Below are 14,610 nucleotides of genomic sequence, written 5' to 3' on the forward strand. Positions count from 1 at the left end.
ATCCTCGACCCGTCGGCGGGTACAGCGGGCAAGCGCGACCCAGCCGAGTTCCCGAGGCGCGAAGGGGTCGCGCTGCCGGTGACCGAGCCGTTCGACTGGTAGCCCGACGGCGACCTCCACTGGAACGGTGCCCAGGTCTAGGGCATGTGTTGTAGTCCGTCACAGCCATTCGTCGATGGCGGCGAGTTGGATGGTGGCTTCGTAGCGGACGGCCAGCTTGTCGGCACGCCATGGATTGAGGCCGCGTCACTGCATAGCGGTGGCCGGGGGATGATCGATTGATTCTGGGCAGCGGAAGGTGTACAGGGAGTAGCCGCGCCCGATCTGCACGCCGACGGTGTCTGGGGAGGCGGTGGGGTTTTCCTCGGACGGGCGCCAGCTGCAATGCATGCCGTTCCAGTCGCTGGAGCCGACCGTGAGAATCAAGGTCATCGTGGTGCCGCAGACAGCACAGTCCATCGGGTACGGATCGGTCAGTGACCAGTTCGCGTACCCGCCGACCTTCCATCCCGGTGCGAGCGACAAGTCGGTCTGATAGTGGGGACCGCTCTCGTCTTCGCCGTCATCCCACTTGTCGAGCCGTTCGCGTAGGTCGTCGGGGAGCAGGGCGGCGTATTGGTACTCGCGGACCTGCTCGGGGTGCACCACGCACGGAACGGGCAGGTACGTGTCGCTGATCACCGGCGGCTCGGGAGGCGCCTCGAGTAGCGGGCCGACGGCGGAACTGTCACGCCAGTAGAGAAAGACGCGAGGGCTGTAGTGCCGGTCCGAGTGGTCCACAGGGCACCACAGCACCTGGAGCAGGTCGGTGCCGTCCGGACCGGCGTAGTCCGGGATATCTCGTCGGTACAACTGCGCGACCGGGACCAACGGGATGGAATCCTCGACCAGGTCGTCCAGGTCCAGAGCATTGGCCGCATCGAGCTCGGCCCGCTCCTCCGCAGTCAAGAAGTCTCCGCCCGGCAGCGGCTCGCGGGCTTCTGCGGTCGCGAGGATATTCCGCCTGCGGTGCAGAGCGGCCGGGGTCGTCAGGTTCCATGGCTCGTGCGCCCCGGCGTCGTCGCAGACCGGCCATACCTCGTCGGCCGGCCATAGCAGCGGTCCGCCGACTGAACTGTCCGTAATGGTCGGAGCGCCGGGTCGGGGATGCAGGCGGGTAGCGGTGATGGAATGTTCCCGCAGTTCAGGGAAGAGTGCCGCGATGTCCAGAGAACGCGGAGGTGTGGTGCGGACCATAGACGTGGATCTTATGGCCCACGTACAGGTCCTGAGCTCCGGGATGGCTGGCAGCGGCCGGCGTCTCGGTTCGCCTAATACTCCAACGTCACTTGATCTGCCGGCTGGCTTACTCGGCTAGCTCATGAAGAAGATCATGGCCGCGAGGCTTGCCCCCATGGCCAGGTGCTCCCAACGGAGCAGGTCCGTGATCGGTCGATTGCGCAGCCGGACGAGTGCGGCCGCCATCCAGCAGAGGTAAGCCGCCGTGGCGGCGCGTAGCAACACGAGCGCCGCGTCATGGCCGGTGACGGTGCCGTGGTCCATCCGGGGCCCGGTGGCCATGTGGTGGATAGCCATCGACCCGCCGTGTTGATGCATCAGCACGGCGAGCGCCATGAGCACGGCCCCGGCCGTACGGTGCCACTCCACCTCCGGGCCGCGCTCGGTCGGACCGCTGGTGACGAGTGCCACCGCGAAGGCGAGGAGCAGCAGCGCGCCCGCGTACTGCACAACCGGTGCGGCGTCGAGGGTCACCGCGACCATGACAGCCACCATCGCACCCGCGAGCATCCGGGCCCTGTGGGACGCGCCCGCCTGCGGCACGACGCAGCAGCAGGCCGACACCGCGGCCGACCCGAGCATGACCATCTCGAGCGTCAGGACGTCACCGCCGGCGTAACGCCGGGGCGTGACCATTGGGCGGTGGGGCGGCCGTTGAGCCGCCACGGGTGACCACTGACCCGCGGCCAACCTTGGGGTGAGTTTTCCCAGTTCTCTTGCCGGCCGTACACGGTGAGGTCCAAGGCGTGGTAGCTGGTCGTCAACGCCTCCACGCCCCGCCCGGTGGTCCAGTAGGTTTCGTAGACCTGGTCGCCGTCGCGCAGGTAGCAGGCGATGAACCCGAATTCGCGACCGTCGGCCAGCGCCGGGTCGGAGTCTTTCGCCGAATACCAGGGGAACGGGTAGCCCATGAACTCCGCGAACGGGGCACTTTCGTCGTAGGGGCCCTGGCAGAACACGGCGTAGGTGACGTCCCGGGCATGCAGGTAGTCCAGCATCTGCATGTGACAGGTCGAGAAGGTGCACCCCTCACACTGATCCCCGTACGGTTTGCCGTCGCGCCACATGTGGAAGTAGGCGATGAGCATTCGGCGGCCCTCGAAAACCTCCACCAGCGGGGTGTCCCCGCCGGGGCCCTGGACCGTCACCGTCGGCATCAAGGTCATCGGCAGCTGACGACGAGCGGCTGCGATGGCGTCTCCTTCGCGGGTATGGGCCTTCTCCCGGACCAGCAGTTCGTCGCGCTCGCGCAGCCAGGTCTCCCGGTCGACGACCGGGGGCGTGGCTGCGCTGGACGCGGGGGTTGCCGTCATGGCTCTCTCCTTCGTGGAGTGGGGATTGGTCACAGGTACAGACGACCGAGTCGGCGATCGTCATCGGTGACCGATGACGGATGGGGTCCGCGGTCGTCAGTACGGTTGTGCGGACCATTCAGCCCCGGGGAGATCACATGTCCGACTCGCCTGACGAGCAGGCGGTCTGGCTGCAGCGCGCCTTCGACGAGCACCGGCGCGAGCTACACGTGCACTGCTACCGCCTCGCAGGGAACGTCACCGACGCGGACGACCTGGTGCAGGAGGCCTTCCTGCGTGCCTGGCGGGCTCGCGACCGCTTCGAGGGTCGGGCGTCGGCGCGCACCTGGTTCTACCGGATCGCCACGAACGTCTTCCTCGACAGCCGCAAGGCGGCCGGTCACCGGACGGTTCCGTATGGTGACCCGCTGGAGTGGTCCACCGAGCTCGGTCCCTATCCAGACGCCCTGTTGGCCGACGATCCGCAGACCGGTCTCGCCGCCCGGGAGACCGTCGAGCTGGCCGTGATCGCAGCGCTCATGTACCTGCCGCCGCGGCAGCGGGCGGCCTTCGTGCTGCGCGACGTCCACGGCTGGACGCCGCAGGAGATCGCCGGCGCGCTCGACACCGCCGTGGCGGCCGTCAACAGCCTCCTCCAGCGGGCCCGCCACACCCTCCGGCAGCGCGCTCCGTCAGACCCGAAGGACTGGCGCCGCCCGCGGCTCACCAGTGAGGACGAAGAGATCCTGCGCCGCTACGCCAACGCGAAGGACCCGGAGACGATCCGGGCACTGCTCGCCGAGGACGTACGGATCACGATGCCGCCCGAGCCGCCGGTCGTCGGGATCGACGCGGTCGCGAAGTTCCTCGGCCGACCGCTCGACTGGCGTACGTTCCCCACCTCGGCCAACGGGCGCCCGGCACTGATCAACTATCTCCGCCGGCCCGGCAGCCCGCACTACGAGGCGCTGGTCGTCGACGTACTCCGGATCGAGAACGGGAAGATCGTCGAGAGCAACGCCTTCATCGGTGCCCGTCACGTCGCCGCCTTCAGCATGCCCGCCACGCTCGAGCCCTAGACCCAGGCCCACAGAAAGTCGCGGGGACCTTTCGCTCCCGGTCCGCAGCTGTGCTGCTGCCACTCGGCGGTGGGTATCCGGTCGGCGAGGTCGTCGACGCGCTTCACAGTGCGGCCGTCGTTGACGTGCACGCGTCGGTCGCAGCCGACGGCCAGGACGTAGCCGATCGCGCGGTGTTCCAGGTCAGCGCGCAGGCCGGGGTCGACGCCGTAAACCTCGTCGCCAGTCACCCACCCGACCGGGACACCGGCGTCCAGCGCAGCGGCGATCATCTGCCGGGCCAGGGCAGGCTTCGCAGCGAACCCGACGTCGTCCGGGACGTCGGCTGCGGTGAGACGGTCGGGGCGATCGCACCAGGATGTCTCGGGGAGGTAGAGCCGGCGATCGATCATCGCCCGCCCCGCCGGTGACACGTAGGCCAGGAACACCCCAACCTGGCTGTTCTCGACCCCGGCCGGCGGTGCCCGTGTACTGCCGCTGCACCCCGACCGAGCACACGCCCGTCTTCAGGAAGCCGGTCTCGTCGGTGACCAGCACAGCCTCGGGGTGGCCGAGCTGCTCGATCAGCCAATCACGCACGTCATCGCGTACGGCGTCGGCGTCCCACGCCGCCGTACGCAGCAGCCGCTGCATCGCCTGCGGATCGTCGTGACCCGTCCGTTCGGCCAACGACCAGCAGGTCTTACGTTCCACGCCCGACAGCAGCCCTTACACGAACTGCCCGGCGGTCCGACGGGGCTCCGCCCGCACGAACCGGTCCGCGACACGCGTCACCGCCTCGTCCAGGATGACCTGCCACCCGGTCGGGTCTACGCCGTGGCCCACGGCCACCGCACGATCTTCGGTTGTCCTCACAAACCATCGATGATCAACGCGGTAGTCGTCCTCATGCCCGCGCCACGCCCAACGCAGAAGCCAATTGACGTTGGAGTACTAAGGCCACGTCTGTGGGCGTGCTGCAGATCGATGTGGAGCGTTGCGGGTGAGCTTGCTGGAGTCCGCCGCAGTTCTGGCATTCGACACAGCGATCCCACGGGCAACGTCCTGACCAGGCCCCTCAGGCTGGTGACCTCTTCGGCGGAGCCGAAGAGGTCACCGCCACAGCTAGACTTGCGTGAGCTTCAGAGTGGCGCTGAGCGTCATCGGCGGGGGGCAATGGGTCGTGTCGCCCCTGTGCCGGCGGATTGCTAGGGCGAAGCGCTGCCGGGCCCGGGTCGGTAGGCGCACAACGCAGGTCAGCCGCCTCCGGCGGCGTGGACGAAGGCGCGGATCAGTGTGGTCTCTGCGGCGCTGCGCCAGACCGGGGCGTACCGCAGGATTGGGCTGTCGACGATGGGCACGAATGCGAGGTCACGACGCTGCCGGGAGGCGGCCGCGTACGACCCGACGGGGGACACGACGCTGCCGGTGCCGATCACCGTGAGGGCCTCCTCGAGCGTGGCCGCTGTGGTGCCGCGCCGGATGGGCCGCCCGGACGGTGTCATGGGCGGGGTGTGCGCCTGCCACACGTAGTCCGGCACAGGCCCCTCCAGGTCCACCACCGGGTGATCGCCGAGGTCCTCCATCTCGACCCGGTCCCGGCCGGCCAGCGGATGAGTGGGGGCGACGGCCAGCACCAGCCGCTCGGTGTACAACTCCGGTCCGACGGTGAGGTCGGGCTCGCAGACGGGCATCCAGAGCAGGCCGATGTCGATGCGGCCCGCGCGCAGCCCGCCGAACGGGTCGGAGGGGAGGATCTCGCGCATGCGCAGCTCGCATCGCGGATGCCGCTGCCGGAACAGGTCGAGGACGGCCGCAATCTGCCGGTGGTGGGTGTCGAAGGTACCGACGGTCAGGGTGCCGACCTGTCCGCGAGCGGCGGCGGTGGCCTCGTCGATGCCGTCCATGATCTCGCGGTAGCCCGCGTCGAGCCGGTCGCGTAGCCGCTCGCCGAGCGGGGTGAGTCGCACGCTGCGGCTGGTTCGCTCGAACAGGGCGCCGCCGATCCGGCGCTCCTGCTGTTTGATCGACTGGCTGACCCGCGCCTGGGACACGTGGAGGCGTTCGGCCGTACGCCCGAAGTGGAGCTCTTCGGCCAGTATCAGGAAGATCTCGATGTCGCGCAGCTCCACCAGGCCGTCTCCCTTCCCTGTCACCGCCCGTCCGGATCCTGCGCCTGAACTGCGTGATCGGGGAAGTTTACGACTTCGGCGCCGAACGATAACCGGTGGCTTAAGCGGCGGTTCGATCTTTCGCGTTGTTCCGCCCGGGTGGCGGGGTGATCGTGGGCCCATGAGCGAAACCTTGATCGACATTGGGATAAGGACGCCACCGATCAGCAGCGCCGCGCCGCTGCTCCTCGGGCGGTGCCAGCCGGCTCGGCGCCAGCAGGTCGAGGGGGAGGCCGCATGACCCGGAATCGGATGACTGAGATGGCGACGCTGCCGACCGGGTTCGGGCGGCTCTGGACCGCGCAGACCATCTCCTCGCTCGGTGACGGAGTCACGCACGCCGCCCTGCCGCTGCTCGCGTTGACGTTGACGCGGGATCCGATGGCGCTCGCCGTCGTCACGGCCGCCGGGACACTGCCGTGGCTGCTCTTCGGGGTGCTCGGCGGTGCGCTGGTGGATCGTTGGGACCGTCGGCGCACGATGTGGGTCGTGGATGCGGCGCGGGCGGTGCTGCTCGTGATCCCGGCGGCAGCGGCCGCGCTCGACGTGCTGAGCATTCCACTTCTCGCGGCCGTCGCTTTTCTGCTCGGCCTCGGTGGACTCTTCTTCGACACGGCCGCCACGGCCTATCTGCCGGATCTGCTCGGCCGGCACCCCCTGCTCCTGGAGCGCGCCAACGCCCGTCTGCGTGGCACCCAGACAGCTGCGTCCGGCTTTGTGGGGCCGCCTGCGGGCAGTGCCCTTCTCGCGCTCGGGCGGGCGGTTCCGTTGCTCGCCGACGCGGTGTCGTTCGCGCTGTCCGCCGTGCTCGTACGGTCGTTGCCGGCCGTGCCCCGGCCCGTTCCGCAGGTCCGCGAGTCGCTGCTTCGGCAGGCGCGGGCCGGGGCCTCGTACGTCTTCGGGGACCGGTTGCTGCTCGGGCTCGCGCTGCGTCCGGCGGTCGGGAACGTCGCCTTCCTCGCGGTGGAGACCATCCTCGCCCTCTTCGCGCACGACCGGCTCGGCATCGACACCTACGGCTTCGGCCTGCTCCTCGCGGCGGAGGCCACTGGCGGCCTGCTCGGCGCGGGCATCGCCTCCTTCCTCAGCCGACGACTCGGCACCGGCACCGCACTGACCTGCACGGCCGCCGTCGAAGGGCTTGCCATCCTGGGCTTGGCGGCTGCCCCGAACCCGTACCTGGCCGGGCTGGCGCTCGCCGTCTGCGGGGCGGGCATGGGCGCCACGATGGTGCTCGGCCCCTCCATCCGGCAGGCGATCGTCCCCGCCCACCTGATGGGCCGGGTCGCCTCCACCTCCCGCATGCTCGCCATGTGTGCCGCCCCCCTTGGCGCCATCGTCGGCGGCTGGTTGGCCGCCGCCTACGACATACGCACCCCGCTCTACGCCGCCGCCGGCATCCTCCTTGCCATGACCGCCGTCACGGCCACCATGACCAGCAACCGCCGAGTCGAATCGGCACTGCGCGACGCCGCCACGACTCCCGGACCAGGAGACCCGGAACCCGAGGGCCCGATTCACGAACGCGCACCCGAATCACCGCAACCCATTGGGGTTTCGGCAGGGTGAGCATCCCGTGGAGGGTCTTGTACTGCTCGATCAGCGTCCGGGCTTCGTTCAGTTGCGTCGGTGTCCAACGGGAAGGATCCGCGCCGACGCCGGGGATGCCGGCCGTCGCGACGTGAAAGCGGTGGCGCAGCGGGGTGGACCGGCGGACGTCGCCTTCTGGCTAACGGTGTTCTCGGCGATCGCGGTCAGCAGGTTTCGGTTGGTCGGCACCCGTCCCGCCTCGGCGACGTCCGCCTCGATCACGCCCGCATCCGTCCCTGTCGCCTCGCCCGCGTCATCCATCCTCGACGGCCATGTCGCCGACAACACCACACCCTCGTTGCGGACCACAAACCCGGCTCCGGATCGAACAGGCCGTCAAACACTCGATCCGGCAACGCCTGCGGCGCCCGCGCCGCCTCCGACAAACCCGCCGGCTCCGCGACCGAACGCCTCGGATCATCCACTGGCAGCATTACCATCGCCGATGCAGAGCCGCCAGTTCCGTCAGTGGCCCATCGGATCATGGCCTGGGACGTGCCGGGGTAGGTCTCGTACTCGCGGACCAGGCGGCGGTGGGCGGTGATCCGGGCCAGGGTTCGCTCCACGACCCAGCGGCGGGGGTGTACGACGAAGCCGCGCTGGTCGGCGAGTTTGCGGACCGGACGCGCTCAACCACACCTCCAACACGCCGACCCTCGCGGGCCCGGTGACAAGGAGCGCGGTCGCCAACCCGATCGGGTATCAGGAGACGGAGGAGTTCGCGGCCGCCTGGAACGAACCAACCAACATCAGCCGGTGGGCGTGAATGCGGTCGTAGATATCGGCGAACTCGCCCTCGTGCATCTCAGCGTTCCTCTCGATAGGCGTCGACCAGCGCTTCCAGCCTGGGCACCAGCGCCGCGGGCGTCGGCAGGGCGTGAATCTCGTCCCGCAACCGCAGCGCACCCTCGGCGTATGACGGATCTCCCAGCAGTGCGCGCAGCCCCTTGCGCAGTCCTGTCACGGTGAGCTTCTCCACCGGGATGCACAGGCCCGCGCCCGCCGCCTCGATGCCATGACCGCGCAGGACGGTCCAGCCCTCCGCGACCATCAGCTGCGGCACACCGTGCACCTCCGCCGTGGAGCGGGTGCCGCTGCCGCCATGGTGGACGACGGCCGAACAGGTGGACATCAGGTCACTGAGCGGAACGAACCCGACAGCGTGCACGTTGTCCGGCACCGGGATCGCCAGTCGCTCCGGGTCCACGGTGACGATCACCTCGCAGTCCAAGCCCGCGACCGCCTCGAACAGCTCAATCGGGCTCAACGCCCCGAGCACGGCGTCCAGGTGGTTGATCTGCCCATGCGAGCGGTCGGTCACGCCAAGCGTCAGACAGACGCGGGGGCGCTCGGGCGGCGTGCGTAGCCAGTCCGGCACGACCGCCGGGCCGTTGTAAGGGACGTAACGCAGGGACTCGTAGTGCAGCCCGAGATCCAGCCGCATGCTGGGTGGAGTGATGTCAACGGTGAACTGACCGGTGATCACCTTCTCGTCGAAGGACGACCCGTGCCGACCCAGGGTGTCCGACAGCCACTCGGCGGTCGGATCCTCGCGGTGGCACGCGGGCAGCTCCGCCGACATGCGCAGGAGGGCCTGCCTGGCCCGCAGGGCGCCGTCCGGGCCCCAGATAAAACGGGCGTACGCGGCACCGACCACGCGGGCGGCGATATTTCCGGCGAAGGTATAGGTCTCTGAGATGACCAGGTCGGGCCGCCAGTCCCGCACAAACGCCACCATGTCGTCCACCATCTGGTCGTCGTTCATGGTGGCAAACATCGCCGAACTCGCCATGTGCTCCAGAGCAAGCAGCCCGGTGTGCGTCCAGGCGTCGGTGTCCGTGTAGTCGAAGTCGCGCACATGATCTAGGCAGCCGGGGAAGATCGCGTTGAGCAGGTCCGGCGCGTGCTGGTCGCCGTACCACTCGGCGGGCCCCGCCGTGACGGCGGTGAGCCCCGCGCCGGTGATGGCCGGCGCCATCGCTGCCTGGCTGACAATCCGAACTTCGTGCCCGGCCGCGCGCAGCGCCCAGGCCAGCGGAACCATGGAATAGAAGTGCGTGGGCGCTGCGAAACAGGTCAGTACGACCTTCATAGGAATACCAACTCTCTGATGAGCGTCGAATCCGCCGTTTACGGCTGCACTGGCAGGAACTCGGTGTGCTGATACTGCAACGGCAGTGGGCGAATGGAGTTCGACTCGTGGTGGGCGTCGGGTTCGTCGGTCAGTACTCCGGCACCGTTGGTCGGACGGAGAACTGCCAGGTCGGGACGTTCCTGGCCTACCGTTGCGGGAAGGGCCACGCGCTGGTCGACCGGCAGTTCTACCTCCCGGCGTCGTGGACCGATGACCGGGACCGGTGTCGGGCCGCGGGGATCCGGACGAGGTGCTGTTCGCCACGAAGGTGCAGATGGCCCGGATGCTGGCCCGAGCCCTCGACGCCGGAGTGTCGGGGGTGGGGGGAGATGGACGAGGCATACGGGCGGTCGAAGGCCCCGCGAGTACTGGTGGGCGCGGGTGCCAGTGCGTATCGGCTGGCAGCCCGGCCGGGGGCACTGGCTCCTGGCCCGGCGCAGCATGACGACCGGGGAGATCGCCTACCACGTCTGCTACGGACCTCGCCGCATCCGCCTGGTCGACCTCGTCCGGATCGCGGGGGCTCGGTGGGCGATCGAGGAGTGCTTCCGGCAGGCCAACAACGAATCCGGCCTTGACGAATACCAGGTCCGTGACCGGCGGGCCTGGTACGCCCACATCACGAAGGCTGCTCGCCGCACTCGTCGTGCGATCAACTCACCCACCAGAACGGGACTGGGCCTGGTCTCGATGGCGCAGACGGCGCCAACACCAAGCCCGAACCTGCCACTACCGGCGACATGGCGACCTCTGAGCAACCGCTGAGTCCGACGGCGGATCTAACATGATCATGCTGTGTCCGTCCCCGAGCCGACCGGAGGCAGGCGGCCACCGGAACCGCCTACGCCGGCGGCGCGCAGCGAGCTGACCACGCTTCTCGTCCTGCTGCTCACCTCGGCCGCGCTACTGGCGCTATGTCTCTGCTGCGCCGCCTCCTGGCTATGCAACTAACCTCGGACCGGCGTCAGCAACCGCCGGTGTTCCGTGCTTACTGCCGTTGCAGTATTAGGACGCCACCGGTAGGTGAGCCAGGCCACCAGTGGCCGGTGCGAGCGGGCGGTCCAGCGGGGCGCCCGTGGAGACCAGACGCGGGTGGCGCAGGGCGATCGCGGTAAGGACAGCGGCGGCGGTGGCATACACCAGTGGCAGGTCCAGCAAACTCGGCAGCGCAGCGGGGCTGGTAAGCACGGCCACCTGAGTGTTGCCGGGGACCACCTCTCCGGCAACTGTCACGTCCGCGCTCGTGGTCGTCAGGTGCAGCCGCACGGGCGGGTACCCGGCCAGGGTTCGCTCGACCGCCCCCTCGACGTCCGGCCACTGGCCGTCGACGAGCAGCGCGGCGGCCGTGCGGGTGACCAGGTCGGCGGTGAGCCGTGGTGCGACCACGGCGAGGAAAAACGCGGGAGTACGGGCGCACAAAGCGGCACGCAGATCGTCGACTGCGACGAGCATGCGCTCGGCGACCGCGATCCCCTGCGGACACAGGAGGTTGTCCAGCACCGGGGTCGCGCCGAGCAGGCTATCCGGCTCGGCACCGAGCAGCTCCGCGTACGCCTTGGCGCACAACAGCTCCGCGGTGGGCACCAGGTCGATCAGCTCGTCGGGTATTCCGGCCACCGGTGGCGCAGGTACGTCGGCCAGCGCGGCGACGTCCACCGGGTCGGCGGGTTCGATATCCTCGGCCGCGACCGCCATCACCCGGGTCCCGGTCGGACGCCAGTCGGCAAGCCCGCTGCCCGCCGCGAGCAGCTCAGCCGCCTGCGCGCCGCCGACCAGCACCGTTCCGGTCGCGCTGCGGGATATCGGATCCGTGCTCACCGACCACGCGTCCCCTGGATAGCCGCGCAACAGCATCGCCAGAGGGTCCCCCTCCGCAGCCCGTAGCCATTGCAGCCCGCGCACGAGCTGCAACCGCCGTCGTAACGCGCTGTCCACTTCGACCTCCCTTCCTGAGTTTCCATTCCTGATTTGCTCGGACGCTAACGCGGCGGCCTCCGGAGCTGGTTGAAATCGCCTAGACGCACACTCGGAGATATCGAAGACGCAGCAGCTCCGCCGGTTGCATGCACGGGCCTTGGTCTGTAGGTCGTCGAGGTTGTCCGGCGTCGACACTGCGCCAGGCGATCGGCGTGTCCGCCCAGGGCTTGACCGCGAACACGAATTGCCCACCGCGCTGGCGGATGAGTTCGGCGGTGGCCTTGACCGTGATCGTCGACCGCGACGGCCGACCCGCGCGGCCAGAGCCAGCACCACCGGCGCCGGATGATCCCGACCCTGCGACGAGCGACCATCCGACACCTCGACCAGCAGTTCCAGCAAGTCGCGACACCTGCGCGACCGGCACATCCCCACCGGCACCGCTGCCACCACACCGGCAGCGGGATTGATACACAGATCCTCACCCCCCGCGTGACACGCCGACAGCGCCAAACCGCGACTCAACCACACTCGTGATCTCGAAACGTTCGGGAGACCGCCTGGACGCGGGATGTGGCGCGCGCCGACGCACCGGTCCGCCGCTTCTATTCGCGTCCTAGTGGTTCTCGAATACCTGATCCGACACTGTGCTCATGGGGAAGGCGGCTATGCCCACGAACGCGGAGATCTCAGTGCTGAAGCGGCATTACGGACGCTGACACCAGCTGCGGTCGTGCCGAATGGAGGGTCGCAATGATCAAACGAGACATCGCTCTCGTGCTCGGCGGCACCGGCTTCGCCGGCACGCATATCGTCGCGTCGTTGCGAGACAGCGGCTATCGGGCCATATCGGTGTCGCGCGGGGTGAGTCCGAATGGCACGGAACACGCCTCACTCGACCTCGGCACCGACGACCCTCGACCGCTGACCGAGCTGCTGCGGCGATACCGGCCCACCCTGGTGGTGAACGCGGCAGGTTCGTACTGGGACCTGGATGAACGCCGCATGCATCGATCGCTCGTCACCCTGACCGAGACCACGCTCGCCGCGCTGGCAGCCCGCCCCGACCTGCGCACCCGTTACGTGCACCTGGGCAGCGTGCTGGAATACGGCCCATTCCCCAGTTCCGGGCAGGTCGACGAGTCTGCGCCGACCGAGCCCGAATCTCCTTATGGTCGAATGAAATTGGCGGCCACCATGGCGGTTCAGGCGGCCATAACACGCGGCGCGGTGGACGGTGTCGTACTACGCGTGACCAACAGCATCGGCCCCGGCCAGCACCCTGGCACCCTGATCGGCAAGGTCGGCTCCATACTCGCAAGTCACCGTGCAGGCCGGGCACGTGTCGAACTGTCGACGCTTACCGCCTACCGCGATTTCGTCGACGTGCGTGACCTCGGCGACGCGGTACCCGTCGCGGCGCGCTCGCGAACCGCGCGCACTGTGGTGAATATCGGTCGCGGACAAGCAGTTTCCGTGCGGCAGCTGGTCAACCGGCTGGTCACGATCAGCGCGGTGCCCGCCGATATCGTCGAATCCGCCACCGCGCCCAGCGCGCCGAGGCCCAGCGCAAGCTGGCTGGAAGTGGCCACCGATACCGCCGAGCAGGCACTCGGTTGGCGGGCCACCCGCAACCTAGACCAAGCACTGCGCGACTACTGGAGCGCACTCACATCCTGAAGCCGCGCACCCGCGTGTCGGGCCGCCTTCTCGATGCGGATCCGCGGCGCGCCTGTGGCGGACGCCCGCGACGACTCCGGCCCCTCGGTGGTGACTACTCGCACCGGCGCGCTGAACTCGATGAGTCGATGCACGGCGGCGTCGACCCGGTCAGGCATGCGGTGGCGGCGAATTTGGTACTGCCGTGGGCGGGTTCCGGGGGCGGTGGGTCGGCTCGTCCACGCTCCGACTCCCGTCGGCCCGTGCGACCCCGTACTCGTACGCGGAGCCGATGTGCACCAGCGGCACGGCCGTGCCATCGCATCGATCGCGTCCACGAGACGTTGGCTCATAACGACATTCCTCGCCGGAGCGCGAATCCAGCGTCTCTCGATGCGCCCTGCTGTGTCCACATCGACTCCTGCTGGAGCGATCTCCGAGCGCGCCGCAGGATGCTGCGCACACGACTCTCGCCGGCGAACCCGGCTGTGAACCTGTGATTGGAGACGAAGATGCGAATTCTGATCGCAATGTGGGACACACCGGGCCATCTGCGCCCGATGGTGCCGCTGGGCGTTACGCGCCCGCAGCCACGACGTCGTGGTGGTCAGCAAGCCGGATACGGTGCCGGCCATCGTCGGCTCCGGACTGCCCGCGTTCGGCGTAGGTCCGGATTTCGACTCCTTCGCGCTGCTGCGCACCGAATCCGCCAGGCGCGATTGGAAACCCGAGACTGAGGTGCTCAGCGCCGATCAGACGGTTGCTGCGGAACAGGAAAGAGAGCGGCAGGTCGTCGGGTTCGGGCTCGCGGCGGCCGCGGCCCGAGCGCACGCTGCCGACGCGGTGTCTTTCGCCGAGCGTGGGCGCTCTGAGCTGGTCGTGTTCGAACCGACCGGACTCGTCGGTCCATTGATAGGCACGTTGCTCGACGTACCCGCCGTCCGACACCTGTGGAGTATCGACTTCACCGCGCCCATCGAGGAGTACGTGCGGGAAGTGTGTTGACCTCGCTCGTCAACGGCTTGCCGCTACTGGCCGTCTCCCACATTCCGGATGAGGTCTTCCAAGGCCACCAGGTGCGCGACAGCGGAGCAGGGCCGAATCTCTCAGGCGCCGCCATCACCGATAGCGACATCGATGCTGCCCTGCAGCGGCTCCTGAGTCCGAATTTCACACTGCCCCAGGTGAACTGCGTGCCGACGTGCTGGCGCGGCCGACACCGTTCGAGGTGGTCGAACAACTGGAACGACTGGTCGGCGATCGGGTGCCTGTCGGGCAGCCGAACTGGCAGGGAAAATGGTCGTGAAAAGGAATCATAATCCCTGGGGCAGGCCGCTTCGGTGGGCCTGTCCATCGAAACGTTCGGCACCGAACGGGTGGACCCCCACCGCATCTCGGCGGCCATCGCCGACGTGTTCGACCCTCGTCCCGGCGCGATCATCCGAGATCTCGACCTTCTGCGGCCCGAATTCTCATGAGACAGAATCTTTCGAGCTCGAGGCGGCACCTGA

Annotated in this window: 12 protein-coding genes and 4 pseudogenes; 7 read left to right on the forward strand and 9 right to left on the reverse strand. The window is 68.6% G+C overall.

All coding sequences use genetic code 11. The features are described from left to right. Nucleotides 1-246: 246 nt before the first annotated feature. From ACLQ3B_RS05545 to ACLQ3B_RS05555, 3 genes are all read right to left on the reverse strand, one after another. Complete coding sequence (locus tag ACLQ3B_RS05545) at nt 247-1,236, reverse strand: hypothetical protein (RefSeq protein ID WP_425777904.1); 990 nt, start codon at nt 1,234-1,236, stop codon at nt 247-249. A gap of 117 nt (nt 1,237-1,353) precedes the next feature. Next, nucleotides 1,354-1,761, reverse strand: a complete 408-nt coding sequence (locus ACLQ3B_RS05550) for a hypothetical protein (RefSeq protein WP_425777906.1) — start codon at nt 1,759-1,761, stop codon at nt 1,354-1,356. Between the two features lie 113 nt (nt 1,762-1,874). Next, complete coding sequence (locus ACLQ3B_RS05555; RefSeq protein WP_425777908.1) at nt 1,875-2,591, reverse strand: DUF899 family protein; 717 nt, start codon at nt 2,589-2,591, stop codon at nt 1,875-1,877. Between the two features lie 137 nt (nt 2,592-2,728). On the opposite strand from ACLQ3B_RS05555, the gene ACLQ3B_RS05560 reads away from it, so the two are divergent. After that, on the forward strand, nt 2,729-3,649 hold the full coding sequence (locus ACLQ3B_RS05560) for an RNA polymerase subunit sigma-70 (protein ID WP_425777910.1): 921 nt from the start codon (nt 2,729-2,731) through the stop codon (nt 3,647-3,649). Here the strand turns inward: ACLQ3B_RS05560 and ACLQ3B_RS05565 are convergent. Both ACLQ3B_RS05565 and ACLQ3B_RS05570 read right to left on the reverse strand, forming a co-directional pair. Next, nucleotides 3,649-4,423 (reverse strand): annotated as a pseudogene (locus ACLQ3B_RS05565) (IS701 family transposase); the annotation flags it as partial. The gene ACLQ3B_RS05560 and the pseudogene ACLQ3B_RS05565 overlap by 1 nt on opposite strands. A gap of 461 nt (nt 4,424-4,884) precedes the next feature. Further along, nucleotides 4,885-5,784 carry a LysR substrate-binding domain-containing protein gene (locus ACLQ3B_RS05570; RefSeq protein ID WP_425777911.1) on the reverse strand — a complete coding sequence of 300 codons (900 nt, stop codon included), beginning with the start codon at nt 5,782-5,784 and terminating at the stop codon, nt 4,885-4,887. 252 nt (nt 5,785-6,036) lie between these two features. Here ACLQ3B_RS05570 and ACLQ3B_RS05575 point away from each other — a divergent pair, with 252 nt between their 5' ends. Beyond that, on the forward strand, nt 6,037-7,368 hold the full coding sequence (locus tag ACLQ3B_RS05575) for an MFS transporter (RefSeq protein WP_425777913.1): 1,332 nt from the start codon (nt 6,037-6,039) through the stop codon (nt 7,366-7,368). A 48-nt stretch (nt 7,369-7,416) separates the two neighbouring features. Here ACLQ3B_RS05575 and ACLQ3B_RS05580 read toward each other — a convergent pair whose 3' ends face one another. The 3 genes and pseudogenes from ACLQ3B_RS05580 to ACLQ3B_RS05590 form a co-directional block, all read right to left on the reverse strand. Continuing rightward, the gene (locus ACLQ3B_RS05580; protein WP_425777915.1) at nt 7,417-7,698 is read right to left on the reverse strand and encodes a hypothetical protein; all 282 of its coding nucleotides are present in this window, start codon (nt 7,696-7,698) and stop codon (nt 7,417-7,419) included. Nucleotides 7,699-7,889: 191 nt separating this feature from the next. After that, a pseudogene (locus tag ACLQ3B_RS05585) lies at nt 7,890-8,009 on the reverse strand (IS5-like element ISFal3A family transposase); the annotation flags it as partial. A 185-nt stretch (nt 8,010-8,194) separates the two neighbouring features. Beyond that, a complete protein-coding gene (locus ACLQ3B_RS05590) occupies nt 8,195-9,481 on the reverse strand; it encodes an activator-dependent family glycosyltransferase (protein WP_425777917.1) in 1,287 nt (428 codons plus the stop codon). A gap of 119 nt (nt 9,482-9,600) precedes the next feature. On the opposite strand from ACLQ3B_RS05590, the pseudogene ACLQ3B_RS05595 reads away from it, so the two are divergent. Further along, nucleotides 9,601-10,288, forward strand: a pseudogene (locus ACLQ3B_RS05595) (transposase); the annotation flags it as partial. A gap of 240 nt (nt 10,289-10,528) precedes the next feature. Here ACLQ3B_RS05595 and ACLQ3B_RS05600 read toward each other — a convergent pair. After that, a complete protein-coding gene (locus ACLQ3B_RS05600) occupies nt 10,529-11,458 on the reverse strand; it encodes a hypothetical protein (protein WP_425777919.1) in 930 nt (309 codons plus the stop codon). A gap of 735 nt (nt 11,459-12,193) precedes the next feature. Between ACLQ3B_RS05600 and ACLQ3B_RS05605 the strand changes: the two genes are divergently transcribed. The 4 genes and pseudogenes from ACLQ3B_RS05605 to ACLQ3B_RS05620 all read left to right on the forward strand — a co-directional run. Then, nucleotides 12,194-13,120: an NAD-dependent epimerase/dehydratase family protein gene (locus tag ACLQ3B_RS05605; protein WP_425777921.1), complete on the forward strand. Its 927-nt coding sequence runs from the start codon at nt 12,194-12,196 to the stop codon at nt 13,118-13,120. 528 nt (nt 13,121-13,648) lie between these two features. Continuing rightward, a complete protein-coding gene (locus ACLQ3B_RS05610; RefSeq protein WP_425778060.1) occupies nt 13,649-14,104 on the forward strand; it encodes a hypothetical protein in 456 nt (151 codons plus the stop codon). Further along, nucleotides 14,101-14,418: a hypothetical protein gene (locus ACLQ3B_RS05615; RefSeq protein WP_425777923.1), complete on the forward strand. Its 318-nt coding sequence runs from the start codon at nt 14,101-14,103 to the stop codon at nt 14,416-14,418. The genes ACLQ3B_RS05610 and ACLQ3B_RS05615 overlap by 4 nt, the downstream gene beginning before the upstream one ends. Continuing rightward, a pseudogene (locus ACLQ3B_RS05620) lies at nt 14,419-14,565 on the forward strand (methionine adenosyltransferase domain-containing protein); the annotation flags it as partial. It lies immediately after the preceding gene. Nucleotides 14,566-14,610: the final 45 nt, after the last annotated feature.

Origin of the sequence: Micromonospora sp. DT53 (assembly GCF_049841535.1) — a bacterium.
In the GTDB taxonomy this organism is placed as follows: domain Bacteria; phylum Actinomycetota; class Actinomycetes; order Mycobacteriales; family Micromonosporaceae; genus Micromonospora.

What these genes read in the sequence shown, in the direction of transcription:
- ACLQ3B_RS05590 (WP_425777917.1), bottom strand. Translation starts at nt 9,481, where the DNA reads ATGAAGGTCGTACTGACCTGTTTCGCAGCGCCCACGCACTTCTATTCC.
- ACLQ3B_RS05555 (WP_425777908.1), bottom strand. Translation starts at nt 2,591, where the DNA reads ATGACGGCAACCCCCGCGTCCAGCGCAGCCACGCCCCCGGTCGTCGAC.
- ACLQ3B_RS05560 (WP_425777910.1), top strand. Translation starts at nt 2,729, where the DNA reads ATGTCCGACTCGCCTGACGAGCAGGCGGTCTGGCTGCAGCGCGCCTTC.
- ACLQ3B_RS05550 (WP_425777906.1), bottom strand. Translation starts at nt 1,761, where the DNA reads ATGGTCGCGGTGACCCTCGACGCCGCACCGGTTGTGCAGTACGCGGGC.
- ACLQ3B_RS05605 (WP_425777921.1), top strand. Translation starts at nt 12,194, where the DNA reads ATGATCAAACGAGACATCGCTCTCGTGCTCGGCGGCACCGGCTTCGCC.
- ACLQ3B_RS05545 (WP_425777904.1), bottom strand. Translation starts at nt 1,236, where the DNA reads ATGGTCCGCACCACACCTCCGCGTTCTCTGGACATCGCGGCACTCTTC.
- ACLQ3B_RS05575 (WP_425777913.1), top strand. Translation starts at nt 6,037, where the DNA reads ATGACCCGGAATCGGATGACTGAGATGGCGACGCTGCCGACCGGGTTC.